At 36.8% G+C, this 22,569-nt stretch carries 19 protein-coding genes; 15 read left to right on the top strand and 4 right to left on the bottom strand.

Going from position 1 to position 22,569, the window contains the following annotated elements; translation table 11 throughout:
• Positions 1–104 precede the first annotated feature (104 nt).
• Complete coding sequence (locus tag ODR02_RS08600; protein WP_309512142.1) at positions 105–992, bottom strand: C1 family peptidase; 888 nt, start codon at positions 990–992, stop codon at positions 105–107.
• 519 nt (positions 993–1,511) lie between these two features.
• On the opposite strand from ODR02_RS08600, the gene ODR02_RS08595 reads away from it, so the two are divergent.
• The 6 genes from ODR02_RS08595 (at position 1,512) to ODR02_RS08570 (ending at position 8,273) form a co-directional block, all read left to right on the top strand.
• The gene (locus ODR02_RS08595) at positions 1,512–2,000 is read left to right on the top strand and encodes a GNAT family N-acetyltransferase (RefSeq protein ID WP_309512141.1); all 489 of its coding nucleotides are present in this window, start codon (positions 1,512–1,514) and stop codon (positions 1,998–2,000) included.
• Positions 2,001–2,002: 2 nt separating this feature from the next.
• Positions 2,003–2,482, top strand: coding sequence for a MarR family winged helix-turn-helix transcriptional regulator (locus ODR02_RS08590; protein WP_209784621.1), 480 nt, complete (start codon positions 2,003–2,005; stop codon positions 2,480–2,482).
• 442 nt (positions 2,483–2,924) lie between these two features.
• Positions 2,925–5,057: a type VI secretion system Vgr family protein gene (locus ODR02_RS08585; RefSeq protein ID WP_408915266.1), complete on the top strand. Its 2,133-nt coding sequence runs from the start codon at positions 2,925–2,927 to the stop codon at positions 5,055–5,057.
• 16 nt (positions 5,058–5,073) lie between these two features.
• Complete coding sequence (locus ODR02_RS08580; protein ID WP_309512140.1) at positions 5,074–6,690, top strand: polymorphic toxin-type HINT domain-containing protein; 1,617 nt, start codon at positions 5,074–5,076, stop codon at positions 6,688–6,690.
• A 19-nt stretch (positions 6,691–6,709) separates the two neighbouring features.
• Positions 6,710–7,300 (top strand): hypothetical protein, encoded by a 591-nt coding sequence (locus ODR02_RS08575; protein WP_309512139.1) that lies wholly within the window; start codon positions 6,710–6,712, stop codon positions 7,298–7,300.
• A 100-nt stretch (positions 7,301–7,400) separates the two neighbouring features.
• Positions 7,401–8,273 carry a hypothetical protein gene (locus tag ODR02_RS08570; protein ID WP_309512138.1) on the top strand — a complete coding sequence of 291 codons (873 nt, stop codon included), beginning with the start codon at positions 7,401–7,403 and terminating at the stop codon, positions 8,271–8,273.
• Positions 8,274–8,323: 50 nt separating this feature from the next.
• On the opposite strand, the gene ODR02_RS08565 is transcribed toward ODR02_RS08570, so the two are convergent.
• Positions 8,324–8,950, bottom strand: a complete 627-nt coding sequence (locus ODR02_RS08565) for a hypothetical protein (RefSeq protein WP_309512137.1) — start codon at positions 8,948–8,950, stop codon at positions 8,324–8,326.
• A 175-nt stretch (positions 8,951–9,125) separates the two neighbouring features.
• Between ODR02_RS08565 and ODR02_RS23585 the strand changes: the two genes are divergently transcribed.
• Positions 9,126–9,713, top strand: coding sequence for a YdeI/OmpD-associated family protein (locus tag ODR02_RS23585; protein ID WP_442879465.1), 588 nt, complete (start codon positions 9,126–9,128; stop codon positions 9,711–9,713).
• A 99-nt stretch (positions 9,714–9,812) separates the two neighbouring features.
• On the opposite strand, the gene ODR02_RS08555 is transcribed toward ODR02_RS23585, so the two are convergent.
• Positions 9,813–12,422 carry a TonB-dependent receptor gene (locus ODR02_RS08555; RefSeq protein ID WP_209784613.1) on the bottom strand — a complete coding sequence of 870 codons (2,610 nt, stop codon included), beginning with the start codon at positions 12,420–12,422 and terminating at the stop codon, positions 9,813–9,815.
• 648 nt (positions 12,423–13,070) lie between these two features.
• Between ODR02_RS08555 and ODR02_RS08550 the strand changes: the two genes are divergently transcribed.
• The 3 genes from ODR02_RS08550 (at position 13,071) to ODR02_RS08540 (ending at position 15,189) form a co-directional block, all read left to right on the top strand.
• The gene (locus ODR02_RS08550) at positions 13,071–13,643 is read left to right on the top strand and encodes a YciE/YciF ferroxidase family protein (protein ID WP_209784612.1); all 573 of its coding nucleotides are present in this window, start codon (positions 13,071–13,073) and stop codon (positions 13,641–13,643) included.
• Positions 13,644–13,839: 196 nt separating this feature from the next.
• Positions 13,840–14,445, top strand: a complete 606-nt coding sequence (locus tag ODR02_RS08545) for an alpha-ketoglutarate-dependent dioxygenase AlkB family protein (protein ID WP_209784611.1) — start codon at positions 13,840–13,842, stop codon at positions 14,443–14,445.
• 132 nt (positions 14,446–14,577) lie between these two features.
• Entirely contained in the window at positions 14,578–15,189 is a 612-nt protein-coding gene (locus ODR02_RS08540; protein ID WP_209784610.1) for a DUF4142 domain-containing protein, read from the top strand.
• A gap of 115 nt (positions 15,190–15,304) precedes the next feature.
• Here the strand turns inward: ODR02_RS08540 and ODR02_RS08535 are convergent, their stop codons facing one another.
• On the bottom strand, positions 15,305–15,769 hold the full coding sequence (locus ODR02_RS08535; RefSeq protein WP_309512135.1) for a PA2169 family four-helix-bundle protein: 465 nt from the start codon (positions 15,767–15,769) through the stop codon (positions 15,305–15,307).
• Between the two features lie 266 nt (positions 15,770–16,035).
• Here ODR02_RS08535 and pnuC point away from each other — a divergent pair, with 266 nt between their 5' ends.
• The 5 genes from pnuC (at position 16,036) to ODR02_RS08510 (ending at position 22,567) form a co-directional block, all read left to right on the top strand.
• Positions 16,036–16,632, top strand: coding sequence for a nicotinamide riboside transporter PnuC (gene pnuC / locus ODR02_RS08530; RefSeq protein WP_209784608.1), 597 nt, complete (start codon positions 16,036–16,038; stop codon positions 16,630–16,632).
• Positions 16,619–17,650, top strand: a complete 1,032-nt coding sequence (locus tag ODR02_RS08525; protein ID WP_309512134.1) for a hypothetical protein — start codon at positions 16,619–16,621, stop codon at positions 17,648–17,650. Before pnuC ends, ODR02_RS08525 begins: the two co-directional genes overlap by 14 nt.
• A gap of 141 nt (positions 17,651–17,791) precedes the next feature.
• Positions 17,792–18,322, top strand: a complete 531-nt coding sequence (locus ODR02_RS08520) for an RNA polymerase sigma factor (protein WP_309512133.1) — start codon at positions 17,792–17,794, stop codon at positions 18,320–18,322.
• Positions 18,323–18,458: 136 nt separating this feature from the next.
• Complete coding sequence (locus tag ODR02_RS08515; RefSeq protein ID WP_309512132.1) at positions 18,459–19,271, top strand: FecR family protein; 813 nt, start codon at positions 18,459–18,461, stop codon at positions 19,269–19,271.
• 71 nt (positions 19,272–19,342) lie between these two features.
• Positions 19,343–22,567 carry a SusC/RagA family TonB-linked outer membrane protein gene (locus tag ODR02_RS08510; protein WP_309512131.1) on the top strand — a complete coding sequence of 1,075 codons (3,225 nt, stop codon included), beginning with the start codon at positions 19,343–19,345 and terminating at the stop codon, positions 22,565–22,567.
• The last annotated feature ends 2 nt before the right edge of the window (positions 22,568–22,569 follow it).

Here is a 22,569-nt window from a genome sequence, read left to right as displayed (position 1 = left end):
GAGTGGATCAGAATTTACTTATAAAATTAAATTTTCAGGTGTAAAAGACCATAAAAAATGGCCGGAATAAAATCCCCGGCCACGATTAATTTTATACTCTTTTTCTATTGTACATATGCTACATAAGATTCATTAATAGCTCCCTCGGTAGTCTTAGCAAAGAATGCATAATTTATCCAGAAAAATCCATGGTCTCCCCATGTTGTACCCCAGGAATTTTGTACTTTAAAGGCTTGTTTAGCATCGTCATAACCCACTATGCAAACGGCATGCTTACCTCTTACAGCACCAGAATGGCTTTTCCATATCCAATTGTTTGCTGAACTTAAATTATCAAAGCTTCCATCTACCGTAACGGCAATGATAATTGGTAAATTCATACTTAGAAGGGTCTTTACATTATCGATATTTGTATTATCTACAGTAGCCCATGTTGTAAATTTATGCGTACTCGCTGCACTTTTTTGAGTAGTATTAGGCTGTGTAGAGCACTCAACATCTGTGTAGGGCATTTCGTTCCAGCTGCAGACTCCTTGATCTTTTATTAAATTTAATCCACGGGATATATAAGTTCCATTAGGGCAGTCGCTTAATTTTATTTGATTATATACGTATTCTGGACTTCTTGGATTAGTTATCCCCTTAAAATTATGTTCCAGAGTACTTGCGGCAGCATACGCTGTAGCAAAAGCAACGCATGAGCCTTCCTGTCCCTGATTTAGTATTGGAGGGGTGTTCGGTATGCTGTAACTTGATGGAATCGTAGCTGCTGCTGCAATTGCAGATTTGCCTTTAAATTTCATTGTTAATGCTTCTATATCAGCTTTAGCAAATGAATCGTAGGTTTTCTCATCTACTAATACAGCGCCTAATGAACGCATTGCTTGATTTTCTTTATTAGGTTGCTGAGTATTTTGCTCTTCTTCATTTCTGTTACATGAAGACAGAGATAGCATTCCCAATACGATAGCTAATAATTTTAGATTTTTCATAAATGTATTATTTAAAATTTATCATGCGAAAGTATATATTATTTTTAAATTTTTAAAATATATTTTAAAAATTAGTCAATATTTTAACTTTTTTTATGTGTTTATTTGTTTTATTTATTAGTTTTGTTTGTCATTGTTGATATTATTCATTATTTCATGCATTTTAATGTAAAATTATAAAAGAGGATCCCGTGATCCGTTACAGGAGAGTTTTTACCTGGTTTTCAATGAATGGAAAGTTCATTGTTTTTCTATTCAAAGAGATGGAAGTATAGGTTCGGAAAGTTCAATTCCCGCTTGTTGTAATAGCTTTACTGTGATTGTTGTCTCATAGTGTTGTCGCTTCAGGCTTTCTATTTTTGTGAGTAGATATCAATGTTTATGTAAAAAAAAGGATACATATCATTACATGTAGAACTTACGGTCTCGGATAACCCGTGTAAAATTTCTTTAAAAATAAAAATCAATTTGTATATATGTATTTAACTACGTAGTTTTGTACTTTAAAATACACACTCTATGAAATTAGAAATACAATCCATAGGAAATTCTTATTCAGAACAGGTCATTGACTTGATTTTGACAATTCAGCAGAAAGAATTCAATATTCCGATTACGATAGAGGATCAACCTGATTTATTGCAGATTGAAAGTTTTTATAAGGAAGCCGGAGGAAATTTTTGGGGTGCTTTTGTGAATGGCGAACTGGTAGGTTCCATTGCACTGGTGAAGTTTGATGAAAAGGCAGGAGCAATCAGAAAAATGTTTGTTAAAAAAGAGTTCAGAGGCAAAGAACTGAACATTGCACAGGAATTGTTGGATGTTTTAATTTCTTTCTGTCGCAAAAACGGAATTAACGATCTATATTTGGGAACCATAACGGTACTGAAAGCAGCACAGCGTTTCTATGAGAGGAATGAATTTGTGAAGACTGGAAAAAGTGATCTTCCAGTGAAATTCCCTTTAATGAGCGCTGACGATATTTTTTACCATTTAAATATTGACTGAATATGAATGTGATCAACGAAGCAGGCATTCTTGCCATATCAACCAGACTTCACCGCCTCAGTGAACAATTGAGGAAAGATGGAGCGCTTATCTATAAAGCATTCGGAATTGATTTTGAACTGAAATGGTTTCCGGTTATTTTTACGATTTATAAAAAAGAAATAGCGAGTGTGGTAGAAATAGCCAATGAAATAGGGTATACTCATCCATCTACCATAACCTTACTCAAAGAACTCGAAAAACAGGAACTGATCCAATGGCAGAAAGATAAACAGGATGAAAGAAAAAGGCTGTTTATGCTGACTTCCAAAGGGCAAGAACTTATTGAAAAAATGAAGCCTGTTTGGGAACTGATGTCTCAGATTTTAGGAGATATTGCAGATAATAAAAACAATCTGCTGACTGCGATTGATGAAGCAGAAGAGAAAATTGCCAGCCAGTCTTTTTATCAGAGGGCGCTGCAACGTAAAAATTCCAAGTAAATATCGGAGCATTTCCTCTACTTACTTTAGTAAATAGTAATGTATAAAAAATAAAAAAATTAATTCCTTCTTACTGGTCATCTAATGATAATAGGCCTTTTTGTTCAATAATGTGAAAAAGCTTTATTGAAAACTCATTGTCGTAGAACTACGACAATTTTCCAAATAATCGGTAATTCATTTTGGAGTGAATATTTAAGGTTATATATTGCAATACCAAAATCACTAAAAAAACTTATGAAAAAATACCGAAATCAACCACTTTTTAAAGTGTTACCAAGTATCTAAAGCGGAATTATTTTTCTGAAAATTCCCACTGCACCCATCTCAGGTCAATCATTGAAGAGCTTGTTCAAGAGACCGTTACATGCTTGTAGATTGATTCCTTGAACCGAAGGGTCTCACCTTATTCAATTAAGCCATACACTAAAAAAAAGATGTCATGTTTAAGGAACAGAATAATCTTCCCAAGCCGGAAATAGATTCAGACAAGACTGATTTTGTAAGCAAAATCAAAGACAATAAAAAAGTTAAAGAAGTAAAGAAAGCTGCTTCAAAAGTGAATAACGCAGTCAATATGGTGAATACAGGAAAACAATTCCTAAACCAGCCTTTACTGCCCAATGAACCCTCCATAATTAAGGATAAGCTCTGGGTTAAACAGCCTACTTCTAAAATATTCAATGCTGACAGTATTCCGGAGAGTGCCATCGTAGGAATCAACCGGGTAGTGAAGCTTGATATCCATGTGGAAGGTAAACCTATAAAATATTTCAAACATTTTAGCCTTACTCAAAGTGCTACCAAACATCACGAATTTGAGCTCATTCTTGCTCATGATACGTTAGGAAGTGCAGAAAATCATAATCTTGAAGAAATACAGAATTTCCTGGGAAAAAGGATTACTGTGGTTTTCAAATATAAAGATGTGGAAGGCGGAGCTGAGCGAAATTTTGTAGGAGTGATCACAGAAGTTGGATTCAGCCAGGAAAAAGGAAGCCTGGGTAATCTTGTGCTGTCAGGTTTCAGCCCAACAATTTTGTTAGATGCTGCCCCTCATATTCAAAGTTTCGGCGGAGCCCAACCCATTAGTCTGAACAGCATCGCCAATGAAGTGATTAAAGAAGGATTAGGGCAGGGGAAATTTGACTTCAGAATAGATGCCCGCCATGGTAATGTATCTTACAGTTCTCAATACGGAGAAACCCATTATAACTATCTGGCCAGAATTGCTGAAGCTTATGGAGAACAATTTTTCTATGATGGAGAAGTTTTACATTTCGGACAATTGCCTCCGCAGGAAAAGCCTGTGTTGCTAACCTATGGCAGTAATCTGACGGATGTTAAAATTAAAATGAAAGCTCAACATGTGAATCCTACATTTTATGGATATAACAGTAGTAAAAACGAAAAATTTAAAGGCGGAAGCTCAAAAATAACGCATACCTCAGATATTGCGAAGAGGGCTTATGAAATTTCAGAAAAAACTTTTCAAACCCCATCTTTAAGAGTGGCTCCTATCAAAGCATCATCTTTTATGGATATTGATGCTTCTCAAAAGGGAACTGCAGGAAGTAAAGCCTCAGAAGTTTTTGTAACTTCCGGTAATACAACCGTTCCTTTTCTTTATCCAGGGTGTACTGCGGATATCCAGATGCGTAAAACAGATACTAACGAGACCTCTTATTTCACTAAATTAATGCTTATAGAGGTAACCCATCGGGTGGATGCCCGCGGTTACTATGACGGATCTTTCCAGGCCATAGCTTCTGATACCGGATTTATTCCAAGACCCGAATTTACTGTTCCGGTGGCGGAACCCCAGTTTGGAAAAGTAGTTTCCAATACCGATCCTGAAAATCAGGGTCGTGTGCAGGTTCAGCTTGACTGGCAAACTGGTCAGGACACCACAGAATTTATCCGTGTAATGTCTCCTGATGCCGGAAGCAGTGAAAAGGTAGGCAAAAACAGAGGATTTATGTCTATTCCTGAAGTGGGAGATCAGGTCATTATCAATTTTGTACATCTTCATCCCGACCGTCCTTTTGTGATGGGGGGAATGTATCATGGCGGAATTGGAGCAGGTGGCGGCACTGGAAATAATATTATGAGTTTCAGTGGGCGAAGTGGTGCCGAATTAAAATATGACAATGGAGCCGGATCTATGAATCTTAAAGATCAGGGTGGTGCCAATATGAATTTTGACGGAACCGGAAATGCTACTACCAATGCAAATAGTAACCATACGGTGAATGCAGGAAGCTCCAATGTTATCAATGTGGGAGGTAAAAAAGATGCTCCGCCACAATCATTGTTAAAAATGGATGCAGGCGGAAATATTACCCTTGACGGAAAAACAAGTATTACCCTACAGGTAGGAGATAATTCTATCACCATATCCGAAGCAGGTATTATGGCTTCGGCAGGAAAAGGAATGATTGATATCACTGCACTTACCGGAGCTCTGGGATTGTCAAGTAAAGGCGGTCCTATGGATATCAGCACAGATTCGCCACTTACCATTACCGGCGGACCAAGCGCTGTGATGTCTTCAGGAGATACCAATATTATGTAATTCTAAAACCGAAATCATGGATGAATTAGAATACATAACCCTCAATGCTCTGATGATGTGTGACCAGGGGGCAGCTCCGGATTTCTTCAAACCTACGTTCAATACGAAGGTGAAAATCCATGGCTGTCTTGTGGCGACCAATCAGGATGCTACTCCTCTTATTAATATCCCTTCCTTTAAGGTGTGTAAAATCAGCGGAGGACCTTGTACACCTACTACTGTTCCTATGACATGGCAGGATACCTGGCAGGTGAAAATTAACGGGATCCGGTCTTTGATAGGAAAAAGTACCTGTCAATGTCCTATAGGCGGGAAGATAGAATTTATGACCAGTGGACAGGTTCCACTTCCGGATGATGCAGCCAAGGAGGTAAAAGATATGCAGGATCAGGCACAGCGTGAGCTTGACGACAGTGGACATGGCGATAGTGTAGGAGAGGCAGGTTTTGTAGAAGGTATGATCCCGGTTTGGGGAAGCGGTCGTGACCTTATCAATGATATACAAACCGGAGATGTAGGCGGCGGCCTTATGAATGCCGGATTTTTAATCTGGGATGTCGCTTCCATAGCTGTAGGTGTGGTTTCTTTCGGAACCGGAACCGTAGCCATGCAGGGAGCAAAAGCAGGAATAAAAGGTGCTATAAAAGCAGGAGCAAAAGCTATATCTAAAGAAGCGCTGCAACAGATGGGGAAAGCTGCACTAAAAAAGCTGAGCAAAGAAGCTTTAAAGAAAAGTGTGGATGATGTAGCCAAGAAATTGCTTAAGACCTGTGTTTTTGCCTGTTTTCCAGCCGGAACACCCGTGCATACCGAACACGGAATTAAAAATATTGAAGATATCCAACTCGGAGACCAGGTGTGGGCTTATGATGAAGATACAGATACTGTAGCCCTTCAGCCGGTTATTGATCTTATCGTCAATGAAAGTGACCATACCATTAGTATTTATACTGAAGCTGAAGTGATTGAAACAACGGCAATACATCCTTTTTATACTGAAGAAGGTTGGAAAGATGCTTCAGAATTAGAAATTGGCGAAAAGATTTGGACCAAAGATGACACTAAAGTCACCATTGAAAAAACTGAATATAGCTATGAACCTAAAAAAGTTTATAACTTTACGGTAGCTCATTTTCATACCTATTTTGTAGGCCTTTTAGCCTTACTGGTACATAATTCTGGTAGATGCTTGTCTCAGATGATGTTGGAATCTCAGAAATGGTTTCAGAAAGTTAGACGTGGATATTTTTTTAATTTAGTATGGAATAGCGAATTAAGAAAGCAAGCATTAGAAAAAGGGTTTAAATATTCTCATGAAGTTGAAGTCTTATTAAAGAAAGGGAAAGTTGGAAAAATAGATGGATTAATAGAAAATGCTGACGGGACTTTTAAAATTATTGAACGTAAAGCCAGCGATCTAAGTAAAATTTCAGATAAAACAATCAAAAGTTATATTGATGATGCAGCAAAATATAATGGTAAACCTATGACACAGACAGGGCAAGTAATAAACTCAGCTGGAGATAAAGTAATATTACATGTTGAAAAAGTTGGTAACTTAAGTAAAGAAGTTCTTGAGCATGCAAGAAAAAAAGGAGTAGAAATAGTGGATAATCTTTCCGGATTAATTTAATTAAAAATTTATTATAAAAATGTATAAAACAGAGTTTTCGAAGTATAATGGACTTATGGAAAAGATAATGGATGAACAAACTACATTAGAAGTTCATTTATCAACGGAATTTAGCCAAAATGTTCCAAAGAAGTTTTTAAAATATACCCCTGATGAATGGGCCAGATATGCTTTTGAAAATGAACTCGAATATAGTATTAACTTTTATAAAGATGAAAAACCTTATTGCCAGGTTACCATTGATTCTATGAGTATAATATTAAATTTTTACGATAACAATATACTTAAGCATAATTTAATGATAGTCTTTTCCAAAGGTGACATCGCTAAAGGAGATTTTAAGGGATATAGTAACAATAAAATTTTTTTAAAACAAATTTCTTGGTATGGTGATCTTGGAAAAACACTATTATTCTATTCAAATAAGAAGAAAGACAATGTTTTTTTGAAGGAATTTGTAAAGGAAAATGAAAAAACAGTACTCATCGAACAATTTGGAACTGCAGACTTATCCAAACATTGGTTCGATACTCCTAAAAATTATTTAGATTATGAAGCATTGTTAGATTATCAGAATCTTTTTAATCAGCTTCCATCAATACCAGCTTAAAATGATGATCTGACTATCAATCAGAAACTGGAGTTAGAATCAAAATATATAAAATTCATTTTCAGCAATAAAGGCATTCAGAGTATACAATAGTAATGAAATGAGTATTTCAAATTTTTTATTCGGGGAAAATATTCCTCTTTTTCAACTGGAAAAGTTCTCACAGGAATACACCCTGAAGGTAGAGAATACTTTTATGATGGGTAAAGAGAACAAACCAATCTCATTAAAAACCTCATCAGATATTATTATTGAACAGGAAAAAAGAGATCATGATATCAACAACACCATAAAGCTACAGGAAATCACGGGTGATACTGATAATACTTTGATGAAGCCTTTTTTGTTGCAAAGTCTTACCCTTGCAGATATTTCCCGCAATATTCAGTTGAAAAGAAATCTTAGCGGCAAAATACTTTCTATTGAGAATAAACCTGATCTTTGGAAAAATTGGGAAGAATGGAAGGAGAATAAGCTGGCGAGTGCTTTCCCGGAGGAAAAGGATCAAAATAAGTTGATTACAAATTATGAAAAGGGATTGAAAAACTTTGATGTTGAATTGAAGAAGAATCTGCAATACATTCTTTTACTGCCGGAAGTTTATAACCTTATATTTCCTCCTAATGAATATTACAGTTTTCTATTCAGTCCGTCAAATATTCATTCCAGGCTGATTGATGGGGTAGAATATCACTATCAGTTGAAACTGGTAAAACTAGAAGAAGAAAACAACAACCTTTTTGTAGAGTTTCATTCCGTACTGAACAACCAGGACGAACTTATGAAAAGCCATATCAAAAAACTTTATGAAAAGGAGAAAGATTTTTCTATTGACCAGTTTGAATTCAGTATCAAAACTAAATACAATTTTGAAAAATCAACGGCTAAGATCCTGAATGCTGAGCTTCATTTTGTAGAAAAAATGCATGAACATCTGGCTTATTTAATGGATATGGATTTAAATAGTAAATAATTAGCTTTAAACAAATAGTGGCAACAAACGGCCTTTTCAAGAGCTATACACTATGATTGGGAAATATTGATGATAGGATTAAGAAAAGATTTTTGTTTTAAATGCTGTTTTTCTTCTTCCGTTAGTTCATGGGTTCCAAGGCCGATCCCGTTCCATGGTTTTCCGTTATTCATTCTATCAGCTAATTCAATAGATCCAATTGTAATTTTTTTATGAAGCCCTACTACCGTTAAATCCATCAATTGACCTGGATGTATTTCTCCTTCTATAATTTCACCAAGCAGATAAAAGCTTCTGTTGGTAAGCTGAAAGACACTGTCAATCTTAAATTTAACAGTAACATCATGCCAGCTGTATCCACAATGTCTGCACTGCTTTGCATAGGGAGTACGGGCAAGCCTATTGCACTTTGGGCAATTATTGAAAAAAACTTTCTCAGGAGTTTCAGCCAATATTCTCATTACAACGTTTTGCTGAAAGGTCTCATATCCATTTTCTAATAGCTTTGTTATTTCAGGATCAGACTTTATCCAGCCACGTTCCGTCATCAGATTTCTCAAATAAGCATTTTCGGAACTCTTTGAATAGTACATATGATTATTCAGGGCTAATGCTTCGTTTTCGGTCATTAATTTCCCAAAATATCTGATAATATAATCTATAGCTTCTCTGTCCATATCCGATTAAAAAAGGTAGAATGTTTTTTTAGTAATTTGTTTTGCCTAATTTATCATTTATTTCTTTAAGATAGGCTTACCTCATGGAATGTCATAATTAAGAAATTGAAATTTTAATACTGACAAACTATTGTCACTAAAGTCTTTTAATTTTACAGTATCAATAAAAAAAACTATGGGTACAATTGCAGAGAAAAAAACCTTTTATGTCAATACAAAGGAAGAGTGGCGGCAATGGCTGGAAGAGAATCACCATATAGAACAGTCTGTATGGCTTATTTGTAACACCAGAAAATCAAATTTACCCATTGTTCACTGGACTGAGCTGGTGGATGAAGCCCTCTGTTTCGGCTGGATTGACAGTACAAGGAAGACGATTGATGAAGGTTCGTTTATGCAGTTATTCAGTAGACGTAAGCCGAAGAGTACCTGGTCAAAAATTAATAAGGATAAGGTTCAAAAGCTGATAGAAAATAATCTGATGACTAAGGCAGGATTTGAGACGATCAGCATTGCAAAAGAGAATGGTTCCTGGAATATTTTAGACAGTGTGGAAGAGCTGGAGATTCCGGAGGATCTGAATGAAGCATTTAAAATTCATGAAGGCTCCGAAATCTATTTTCTAAGCCTGAGTAAATCTATAAAAAAAAGTTGCTGCAATGGATTGTACTTGCCAAAAGACCCGAAACCAGAAAAAATCGTATTGATGAAATTGCAAGACAGGCAGCTCAGAATAAGAAACCTAAGAATTTTTAGACTGTAAAAAATTAGATATTACTGTAGAACTTATGATTAAGATAAAAATAGGCTGTCCCAAAAAGGACAGCCTATTGATTTGACTCATTATTGAAATGATATTATCTTAGAATCTCAAAGTTGCTGAAACAGACCATGTTCTTCCAAAACCTAGGAATCCTGTGTTCCCGTCTGCAACACCCTGATACACTCTGCCAGTTTCCTGATATGTTTTTCCGGCATCTGGACCATTGGCAATTTTATCTCCGGCGAAGATATTGGAGCTTAATTCAGAAATATAATATTTGTTGAATAAGTTGTATACATTCGCTCTCAATGTTAAAGATTTTTTTGCATCAATAGTGAACTTGTAAGAAGCACCTACATCAAATAAATGATAGCTTGGCAATTTTACAATTCCTTTTTCTCTTGCCGCTTCAGTAAGGAAGTTGATCGGGTTGAACTGAGCATAAAGTTTGTCATAATATTCCCAGTTAGCATCAATACTGAAAGCTTTGGTGATATTATAATCTGCTCCAATACTTGCAGTTGTTTGAGCGGCATCTCCAACCTTCAGGTCTTTTATATTGATTGTTCCAGTTGCCCCGGCTATTTCTTGGTTGTTCTGAACATCAAGAATATTGAAGTTGGCGTTTCCTTTATATTTCCAGTTACCCATTGATACCATTCCTCTCAGTCTAAGGTTGGTAAAAGGTCTTGCCTTTGCTTCCAGTTCAATTCCCTGGTGCAGCTGACCAACATTCAGGGCATTGTAGAAATAGGCGTTTCCAAGGCTTAACTGAGGGAATTTTGCAATATCCGCAGCAGTAGCATTGAATGTTCTGGAAATGAATCGGTCATCCCACTGTGTTCTGTAAGCGTTGATATTCACATCGATATAACGCGATTTGAAACCGTATCCTAACTCTACAGAGAAGATTCTTTCATTCTTCGCATCGTTATAAATATTCTGGTTTGAAGGGAATAAAGCGTTGAATAACGGCTGTCTTGAAATAACTCCTGTATTGAAAAATACATTATGGTGATCATCTATATTATAATTCGCACCTCCTTTTACAATATAACCTGTTTTGTGATACCATTTTGTCTCCTGATTTCCCGGAGTATACAGCATATAGTCTCTTCTCTTGTAATACTGCTCAGAAACAGATCCCTGAACAGATGCACTTAGTTTTTCAGAGCTGTATTCAACCATTCCATAGATTCCAGCCCATTTTACCAGCCCTTCGTTGTGAATAGAAACTTTCTGAGCATCTTTAAGCTTGGTAAGCGGTTCCGGCTTTACGGTTTGGTTAATATAATATCCTTTTGGAGCGTTGGCTGTACCAGGAACAAATAATGCATCTGATCCTAACATATCAGTTACAATATCATATAATGCTCCTTTGTATGTTTTAAGGTCAATACCTCCGTTAAAAGTCCAGTTATTTTTTTTATAATTAAGGTCTGCAATCACACCATACCAGTCATGAGCATTGATACTTTGCTTTCTTACGATACCACTGGTTCCGTTCAGCGTTGCTACATATTGCCCGTTGTAATCACCTGGAGAACCTGCAGGAGCAGTAAAGGTTGATTTCTGGAAGGTATTTCCATTATAATCTGTTACCATACCACCTCTGTTATAGCGATAAATCATATCCCAGTTGATGGTACCGTCTCCGCCTGCACCATAATTCATGAAATTCATGGTTTGTCCGCCTGCATTTTTGATAGAACCGTTCAATCCGGTACCACCGCCGCCACGTCCCCATGAACCATAAAGAACGGTAGATAACTTCAGGTTGTCATTCATAGTCCAGTCCCAGTTCAAAGATGCAATAGGTTTATGATAGAAGTTAGGAGCCAGGTTGAATTGAGAACCGTTCAGCATTCCTGTTTGTGGATTGTATCTTCTTCCGTAAGTTTCAAGCTGCTGCAGCGTTGCCACATTAGCTCCGGTTGCAGAAGATCTTCTCGTATCGTGTACCTGAGGTGCTCCGGTAGCAATTAAATTGAATGCATGCTTTTCATTAGGCTTAAATCCTGTAGAGAAAAACCATGAGTAGCCTTCTCCTTTTGTTCCGTTGATGTATCCGTCACCTTGCCAGCGGGAAAGCAATACGGTTGTTCCCCATTTGTTTTTTAATCCTGAAGAGTACATTGCTGATATTCTGGAGTAGTTATCATTTCCAACTTCTCCTTTAATCATTGCTTTTTGCTCAGAATCGGTAGCTTTGGTTACAATATTGATGGTTCCTCCTACAGAAGGGACCACGAATTTAGACGCTCCCAAACCTCTTTGGATCTGAATATTGCTTGCAATATCAGCCAGCCCGGTCCAGTTGGACCAGTACACCGTACCTCCCTGCATATCATTCACCGGTTGTCCGTTGATAATGACCGCAATGTTGGCTCCGTCAAAACCTCTCATGTTGATTCTGCTGTCTCCGAATCCTCCACCTACTTTGGTTACATAAACGGATGGAGTAGACTTCATAATCTCAGGGAATTCTCTGTTTCCCAGCTTCTCCTGAATTTCTGCCGCCTTAATGTTGGAAACCGCAACAGGGGTTTTTCTCTCTTTGGCTGTTTGGGAAAGGTTTCTACCTACCAACATAACCTCATCAATAGATTTAGATTTCTCTAAAGAATCCTTCGTACTCTGTCCATAATATATGGCTGCCGTAGGTAATACAAGCGCTATAATAAGTCGCTTTTTAAAAGTAATGCTCATGAAATAAACTAGCGTTTTTGAATTTAAGGCTGCAAAGATGAATAATTATTTTTGAATTGAGTATTAAATCTTAGCGATGTGATTTTATTCAGTTTTTGGAATATGCTCTATTTCTTAATTTTTTGAATATGTTAATTATTATACATCTTTCGTTTACAATTTGTTATAAAAGAAAATGATGAAATAAATAGTTTGTTTTTAAGCGATATAAATAATTATGTGGCTCTCCATATTTTTAAATAAAACTAAAATATGTTGGAAAATATACTATAATAATAGCTAACTAATAAAAGGGGTAAGTGACTTGGGTCATAATTTTTATAGTATCGTTTTCATACATTGTATTATTATTTATTTAAAAACCGTGATTATAAGAACTTGATCAGTTTCATAAGTATTATGAAAAATTAGGGAAGCTTTCCAATGAATCAAAGCCCGCCTCAGATTCTGCAGGACAGCAGCACCGATATAAATAATCGCAATTTCAAACCTTCTCAACCTGTTATCTGCGAAGGTGTGGATAAAGAAACATAAGTCTTATAATAACTAAATTTTTCAATGATTTTAGATACCACATCTCAGCATTTCAGGCAGAAATGGTCTTATAGTTGCAGATTCATCACCAATCAAACACTAAATTATTATATTATGGAAACTAAAACAGCAACCAAAAAATCACCCGCAAAAAGAAAGACAACAGCGAAAGCATCTGCAAAAACACCGGCCAAAAAAAATGCGGCCAAAGGTTTGGAAGATCTTTTTGAAGATTCACTTAAAGACATTTATTGGGCTGAAAAAGCACTGTTGAAAGCGCTGCCGGCAATGATGAAAAATGCGACCAGTGAAAAGCTTAAAACAGCTATTGACAAGCACATTACTGAAACGGAAGGCCATGTTAAAAGACTCGAAGAGTGTTTTAAAGCATTAGGAAAAAAAGCCCAGGCAAAGAAATGCGATGCCATGCAGGGATTATTGGATGAAGGAAAAAGTATTTTGGAAGAGACAGAACCCGGAGCAGTAAGAGATGCAGGAATCATTGCTGCGGCACAAAAAGTTGAACATTACGAAATTGCCACATATGGTACACTAGCAGCCTTTGCAAAAGTATTGAAAGAGAAGGATTGTCTTAAAAATCTTTTGAGCACATTAAAAGAAGAGAAAAAATGTGACGAGCTGCTAACGAAAGTGGCTGATACCAATCTTAACAGCAAAGCAGTATAAGTATGTATTCATTATAAAAAAGGAGACCGGGTTTATTCTTGGTCTCTTTTTTATTGTTGAAATATCATTAGATTCAAAAATGGAACATTTTGATTTTGGTTATTTTTGTATCATTTTTAATATATTTGCAGATATTATTTGTATCAAATTTATTTGCTTAAATACCATAAGCTTTTCTCCTATTAAAAAAAAAAATATGACTCAGCTCAGCTTGTTCGACTCAGAAGAATTATATGAATTTCCAAAAGACCTTCTGGAATACAGTGAGCATTTCCTGAGTCAGCATGAAGCAGATAAACTAAAGAATCATCTGCTCGAAACAGCACCCTGGAAACAGCGTACCCAGAAAATGTATGATAAAACGGTTCTGACCCCACGCTTAACCGCATGGTATGGGGATCCGAAAACGGATTATCCATTAGGAAATGGTGAAGTGGAGAATAACCTCTGGACCCCTGAATTGTTTTCTTTAAAACAAAGGATAGAAGAAACATTCGGTTATCAGTTCAATTCTGTATTGCTGAATCTTTACCGGGATCATAATGATTCTGTTGCCTGGCACAGAGATAAGGAAAGCAGATACGGAAAGCGTCCTGTGATTGCATCAGTAAGTCTGGGGCAGACCAGAAACTTTGATTTCAGGAAAAAAGACCATCATCAAAGTAAATATAGTCTGCCACTTCCTCATGGGTCATTATTGATTATGAAAGGAGATCTTCAGGAAAACTGGGAACATCGGATTGCTAAGTCTGTAACTTCTATGAAAGAGCGTATTAATCTTACATTCCGGCTGGTTCGATAATTATAAAATGTTTATTCATAATATTTTATGAAAATAAATGATTTGCTGAAAATATTATTTGGCCGATAAATTGTTGCTATTATAAAGAAGTCTCATAGATTTCACACCTATCACCACTTAAAATTTATTATTATGAAAAATTTTGTAGCAACAATTTTTGCAGTAGCTGCTTTAACGGCCTGCAAAAAAAACGAACCGACAACAACGAGTCAATCTGAGGAAAGTACAACAATGTCTGCCCCTGCGGAATCCGGGATGACGGTAAGCGACTCCACCAAAATGTCAGACACCAAAGATCAGAAAAGTATGCTCAGTGATCAGGACAAAAAATTTGCAGATGCTGCAGCCATTGGAGGACTGATGGAAGTTATGATGGGAAAACTAGCAGAAACAAATGCTGAAAATCCTGTTGTAAAATCTCTGGGTTCCATGATGGTAACAGATCATACCAAAGCGAATGACGAACTCAAAAAATGGGCCTCCACTAATGGCTATACACTTCCCACAACTTTGGACGCAGAGAAGCAAAAGATGTATAATGATCTGAAAGATAAGAAAGGAAAAGATTTCGACAAAAAGTATACGGATCTAATGGTAAGTGATCACAAAGAAGATGTAGAAGCATTCAAAAAAGAGGCATCAGAAGGAACAGAAGCCTCATTAAAATCTTTCGCAGCGAAGACCCTTCCGACACTTGAACATCATTTGAAGGAATCCGAAAAGGCGAAAAATGCTGTCAGATAATTTACGGTTAATATGACTTGCATCATAAGACAAACAGAATGTATTCGATACTTTTGAATGATTAAATATTATTTTGTTCTTGATTATTACGCTCCTCTTTTTTAAGGGGAGTTTTTTATTCTTCTTTCTTTTTGTATTCTTCAATTTTTTTAAACTGCTGATAAGAATCTTTCAGCTTACGAAGCTGTTCTGAGACGGTTTTAATTCCTTTTTCACTAAGATCTCCACTGTCCATAGCATTTTGATATGCCTCTATAGCTGCTTTTTCCCCAAACACTACATTTCCTAATGTAGATTCTACCAAATTACCCATGGTGAAAGAATTTTTAATATCAATCCATGTTCTGTGAATGGCTCCTGCAATGGAAGTTGAATTTTCCGGATTACCCTGTTTTTCTGTGATGAGGTTTATAAGTTCATTCTTCATGATTTTCGATTGTGAAATCATATGATCATACTCATCCTTTACATCCGGATACATTTCCCAGACTTTTCCTTCTACTTTTTCGAAGCCTTCCATTCTGTCATTTGTAATGTGAAGTAAGTCATTAAGTACCGAGATTTCTTTCTGATTGTCCATAATATAAATTTTTAAATTAAACATAATGATCTACTAAATTATAATTTAACACTCAGATCTTTTATAATCCTGGTCATATACGTTAAAAAGTTAGTCCGATGTATTTCTTTTTCCACAAAAAAGCTGCACCTTTGCTCCACAATGGGGTGCTACAGATAACAGTGGCTGAGATGATACCCAGGAATGTATTTCCACACCTGATCCGGATAATGCCGGCGTAGGGATTGCTTACTTATCATCTCATCATTTGATTTCTAACAATTAATATGATGCAGGACATTTTAAAACAAATTACCTTACCGGAATGGTTCGGAGTCTTATTTTCAGTGATTCAGGTTTTACTGGCCCGTAAAAACAATGTCAATAACTATCTTTTCGGAATTGCAGGTATTCTGCTGACGTTGTACGTAATGCTTACATCAAAGCTTTATGCTGAATTTACCTTAAATCTTTATTATCTGATTATGAGCATCTACGGATGGTTGTACTGGAAATTCGGGAAACAGAAATCCGAAATGGAAATCTCCGTGACCACCACCACTGAAAAATGGATTACCGGAGGAATTGTTTTGGGAACTTTTATCTTATTCTGGTCTTTTCTCACTCATTTTACCGATTCGGATGTTCCTGTTTGGGATTCTCTGGTAAGTGCTTTTGCCTGGGCAGGAATGTGGCTGATGGCAAGACGGAAAATTGAAAACTGGGTGATCCTCAATATCAGTAATATTATTTCCATTCCTTTAATGATTCACAAGGAATTATATCTCTATGCTGTTTTAACATCATTCTTATTTTTAGTGGCAATCTCCGGTTATATAGAATGGCAAAAAATCATTAAATCCAAAGCTCATGCTCAGTACTAAGGACATCAGAAAAGAACTTCAGGGAGCTTCTGTAATTTCTGATAAAGTGATGCTGCATATTCACGAAGAAGGATTGCTTAAAATCTGGGTTCCCAAAAAATATGGAGGACTCGGCTATCGTTTTGAAGAAGGGCTTAAAGCATTATTTGGCTGGGCGCAAACTGATGGAAGCTTTGGCTGGATGCTGACACTTTGTGCCGGAGCCAACTATTTTTCCAGAAATAGTAAACCCGAAGTTGCCCAATTACTCTTCACCCATACCAAAACCTGTTTTGGCGGAAGCGGAATGGTTGGCGGCACCGCAGAAAAGCAGGATGATAATACCTATCTGATCAGCGGTTCATGGAATTTTGCAACGGGAGCACCTCATCTGACCCATTTTACACTGAATGCCAGGATTACAGAAAACGGGAAACCTATAATGGATAAAGACGGGAATGAGACTATTCAATCCTTCATCATTCCGAAAGAGCATGCTGAAATTATCCCCAACTGGAAATCTATGGGAATGAAAGCAAGCGGTACCTATTCCTTTACCATTGAAAATGTTATGGTAAGCGAAGACTACAGTTTTGTGTACGATCATTTTTTCACGAATGATATTCTGGACAGCATTCCGTTTCGGGTTTTTGCGGATTTGACGCTCTTGGTCAATTATTTGGGAATGGCCTCTCATTTTATTGAAGAAGCAGAAGGCATTCGTCCTGAAATCAATTTCAAAAGTTTTGCAGAATCTGTTGAAAAGCATTTGGGAAAAGTTTTAAACATAGCCAGAGAAGTAGAAAATATACTCGGTGATCACAAAGGAATTTCAGAAGATAAAGAACACGAGATTCACCAATATGGGGTAGAGGTGGTTCAAAAATTATCCCATCAGATCATTACCGTTTATACACAGCTGGGAATCCGGGCTACGGATACCCGTTCGGCAGTGTATCAGGTATTCTGTGACTATTTTACTGCAGCAATGCATTCCAATTTCAGACCTTCTGCGGATGATGTAGACTTTTCTTTCTGAGAAATAATCAGAGAATACTTCTTTGAAAATCCGGCGATGAGTGAATGCTAAAGATTTAAACTTAATATATATTTAATATGATTGCCATAGGTTTTAGATACTTTTGTATCACCAGTTTTGAGTTCAAAGACGTATTAAAGAATGGATCATTTTAAAGAAATATATTCCGGTTACAAGCACAGGGTGTATTTTTTTGTGGCCAAATACCTTTCGGAAGAAGAAGATATTGAAGAAATTGTACAGGACATTTTTATGCATGTCTGGAAATATCTGTCCAAAACCTATTCTCCATCAGAAATCGAAGCGCTTATTTTTAAATCTGCCAAACAGGAAGTCTCCAATTTCTACCGTAAAAGAAAAATGATTTTCGTTCCTCTTGAAAGTTCCCAGGAAAGTCAGGATGAAGAAAACTCAGAAATAGAAAAACAAATACAGCAGGAAGACCAGCTCAAAAAGATTGAAGATCTCCTGGAACAGGTTCCCGAAAAAAGCCGTGAGTTTTTCATCAAAAATAAAATCCAGAATCTCAGCCTTTTTACCATCGCTCAGGAAAATGATATTTCCAAAACGGCTGTTGAGAAACATGTGAATAAGGTGTTGAAGTTTCTAAGGGCGAATTTGAATTTCTTCTTTTACATTATCCTTTTATTATTCATTTCCTTCATCATTTAATTTCTTTAAATTAGTTAGGCTTGAGTTAACTTTAACTCAATGTCAACCAATATGAACAAATCGTTAAATCAAAAAAATATAGGTTGACGATTCTGCACTTCCTGCGTATTCTCTAATAAAGATCAAATAGGAGTGTATGGATTTCGAAAATCAATGGAAATCAGTCAAAGAAGAAAACAGGAAAATGAAGGATTCGGCAGATCAGCGAATCTGGAACGGACTTGAAAATAAAATCAGATCCAGAAACAAGACAAAAAGGTTTTTGTGGGCTGCAGCTGTTCTTTTGCCCTTGTTTACCGTGATGACTCTGTTCTTTACTGAAAATGCTCTAAGCTCTTCATCTCATCAGCAAATGGTTTTCATAACGGAAACGACGCAAAAGGAATTCACCTTACCGGACGGAAGTATTATTACCATGCAACCAGAAAGTGAATTAACGCTGACAGAAAATTTCGGTAAGAAAACCAGAAATGTTTCTTTTAAAGGAAAGGCATTCTTCAGTGTTGCTAAAAATAAAGCGTTGCCCTTTATCATTGATGCCAATGGATTTAGAGTAAAAGTATTGGGGACAAAATTCCTGCTTGATCAAAGATCCGAAGATAAAAAAGTCTATCTGAAAGAAGGAAAAGTGAAAATTGATTACAAGGGGCACACCACTTATCTTTTGCCTAAAGAAACATGGCTGGCAGACAAAAACGGAACTGAAAAACATTTCTATGATCAGGATGTTGTAAGGACATTTGATTTTAATGAGATGAAATTCGGACAGGCCATTTCACAGTTGGAGAAGACGTACAATATCTCGATAAGCTATCCTCAGCAGTATAGAGAGAATGTTATTGATGGAGATATCACCGGAGATCTTAATAAAGTTATTAAAACCATAGGATTTCCATTTAGTTTAAATACTCGAAAAGAATCAGATTATCATATCATTTTAGAAAAATAATGCACCAGTAATTGGGGTTACCGATGCATTGAATATAAATCAGTCAAATAACAACTAATTTCAGCAAAGCTATGAAAAAAACAACAATTAGCATGATGTTGTTGGGTCTTTTGTGCGCGCCACAGTTTACCTACGCAGAGGCTAACAAATGTTTTCAACAGTCCGTCATTCAGCGGAAAACGCCTTTGATTAAAATCTTTGAAAAACTTTCAAAAGAACATGGCGTAAAATTCTTTTATTCGGTTTCAGACCTTAAGGATATTCAGGTGGATGAATCTCAGGTTAACTATCAGTCATTATCATCGTCTTTAGACTATCTGAAGAAAAATGTTGGTCTGGATTTTAATGTAGATCAGAAAACAGTCACCGTTCGTCTCAATGCAAGAGCAATTGCAAAAATTCAGAGGAATAATGCCCAACAGTCTGCGGAATATTTAAATCCGATAAAAGACACAGTAACATCCAGGGAAAAAAATATTGATGAGGTTGTTTTGGTAGGGTATGGAAAACAGAGTAAGAAAAACAATTCCGGCTCCATCTCTTCTATTGACGAGAAACAGATGAAAGGGGTTGCCTCCAGTAATTTCGGGGATATTATTGCCGGAAAAGCTACCGGAGTTCAGATTACTCAGGCTAATGCAACGCCGGGAGGTTCACCTTCTATCAGAGTAAGAGGTATCGGAACATTAACAGCGGGTTCGAATCCCTTGATCGTTGTTGACGGACTTCCTCTCACTGAAGGTTCCAATCTGAATGCTATTGATCCTAATTCCATTGCAAAAATTGATATCTTAAAAGATGCCGCCTCCGCAGCCATTTATGGTTCCAGAGGAGCCAATGGAGTGATTATCATTGAAACAAAACAAGGGAAAAAAGGCAGAATGGCTGTTTCTTTTGATTCCTATTACGGAATGCAGATGAGAAGCGATAATGTAAAATTGGTGAATGCTTACGATATGGCTACTTTTCTTAAAGAAGCCAGAGATAACAACTATCTTTCCAAGGGCAGCAACAGAAGTATTTCTGATGATAATGCTACAAGAATAAGTAAGGGCGCATCTTTAAGAGAATTAATCCCTGATTATCTCGCCCCTTATCTGGCAAAGCAGCCTGGATTAACAGATACCGACTGGCTGAATACTGTAATGAAACCGGCACCCATAAGCCAGACTTCATTAAATGTTACGGGAGGAAGCGATAAAAGCAAATATGCTTTTACCATGAGTTATTTTAACCAGAAAGGATTGGTGATCGGGACAGATTACGAAAAATTTTCCACCAGCGTTAATCTTTCCACAGAACTTACGGATAAATGGAAAATAGGAGTAACGATGACACCATCTTATGCAACGGGAACCATCAATGCAGCAGAAAATTCGAGAAGTTATAATCCACTGCAGATGGCTACTGCAATGTATCCTTTCTTTAAACCTTATAATGATGACGGAAGTTTGGCCATTTCCAAACAAATCTTAGGAAATACAGCAACTGACGGTGCTTTGGTAGAGAATCCCGTTGCGATTCAGGAAATGACGAACAGAAAATATACTTTATTTAAAACATTCGGAAATATTTTCACAGAGATTGAGCTGTTGAAAGGCTTGAAATACAGACTGTCGGTAGGCGGGGATTACACCAACTACGAATATAATTTCTTTGATCCTTCTACAGTGGGAGCCTACAGAGCGGCCGCTCCGGATGTTACTTTTGCGAACAGAACAGAATATATCCGTAAAAATTATCTGATTGAAAACCTGCTTTCATTTGATCAAAAATGGGGTGAGCATAGAATAGATGCCATTGCCGGACAGTCTTTTCAGCAGGAAGATAATACTCAGCTTTTAACCGAAGCTACCGCATTTCCAGACAATAGCATCCGGAATATTGCAGGCGGAACTTCATTTAAAAACACGCTGACACAATACAAATGGAGGCTGATGTCTTATTTTACCAGAGTTAATTACACCTTTGATAATAAATATAATCTGATGGCTTCTTATCGTAGAGACGGCTCTTCACGTTTCGGGAAGAATTCCAAATGGGGAGATTTCTATGCATTTTCTGCAGGCTGGACGATCAGTAATGAAAATTTCTTTCCTGAAAATACTATTGTAACGGACTTAAAGCTAAGATACAGTCTTGGAAGCAACGGAAATAATCAGATTCCTAATTTCGGGGCACTTTCGCTGATGAATCCTGATAATTACAACTTTGGCGGCGTTCTAACACCAGGGTATACAACGGCAACGGCTCCCAATCCTAATATTTCCTGGGAAAAGTCCAGATCAAACAACTTCGGAATTGATTTCTCTCTGTTTAAAAATATCCTGAATATTTCTGCAGATTATTATATTCTGAACAGAGACGGTTTGTTACTCGATGTTCCCGTTCCACAGCAGTCTGGTTTCAGTACATCGCTTCAAAATATAGGGAAGATCAAAAACTCTGGTTTTGAATTACAGATTGCTTCGAAAACTTTCAATATTGCCAACGATTTTACCTATTCGGGAAGCTTTAATTTTTCAACCAATAAAAATGAAGTTTTGGCCTTGGCAAACGGACAGAATCAGATTATTACGGGTGAAAATAATTTCTCTGTTACAAAAGTGGGCGGTTCTATCGGTGAAATGTATGGGTACAATATTGTCGGAATCTACAAAACTCAGGAGGAGATCAACAATTCACCACATATTACCGGAACAATGGTTGGAGACTATATTATGGAAGACCTCAATGGCGATGGGAAAATTGATGTCAATGATAAAAGAAGTTTCGGAAGCGGCGTTCCCAAATACATTCTTGGTTTCAATAATAATTTCAGATATGGACTTTTTGAATTAAGCTTCTCATTATACAGCGAAATCGGGAAGAGAATTTACAATGCAGATGCAGTAACTACTTTAGAATCGGGAGAAGGTTTCGGAATGGCCTCGCAGTATTATTTTGACAACCGCTATAATGCAGCAACCAATCCCAATGGATTTTTCGGAATGCCGAATATGAACTTTTCCAACAACAGAAAAGAAGCCAGAACTTCAAATCTCTACTTTAAAAATGCCGATTATGTGAGATTGAGATCGCTGCGTCTTGCTTTCAATTTTCCAAAATCAATGCTTGGAAATATCGGGTTGGAAAACGCACAGGTCTATCTGGTAGGAAACAATCTTTTCACGCTGTCAAAATATAAAGGAATGAATATCGATGCCACTTCAGACAATGTTCTTACCCAAGGATTTGATCAGGCTTATTACCCGGTAGCTAAAATATATTCTGTAGGCTTTAACCTTAAATTTTAAAA

This window comes from Chryseobacterium sp. CFS2, from assembly GCF_036543225.1.
GTDB classification, from domain to species: domain Bacteria; phylum Bacteroidota; class Bacteroidia; order Flavobacteriales; family Weeksellaceae; genus Chryseobacterium; species Chryseobacterium culicis_A.
Note: the sequence above shows the minus strand (reverse complement) of the source record. Positions and strands in the feature narration are given on the sequence as shown.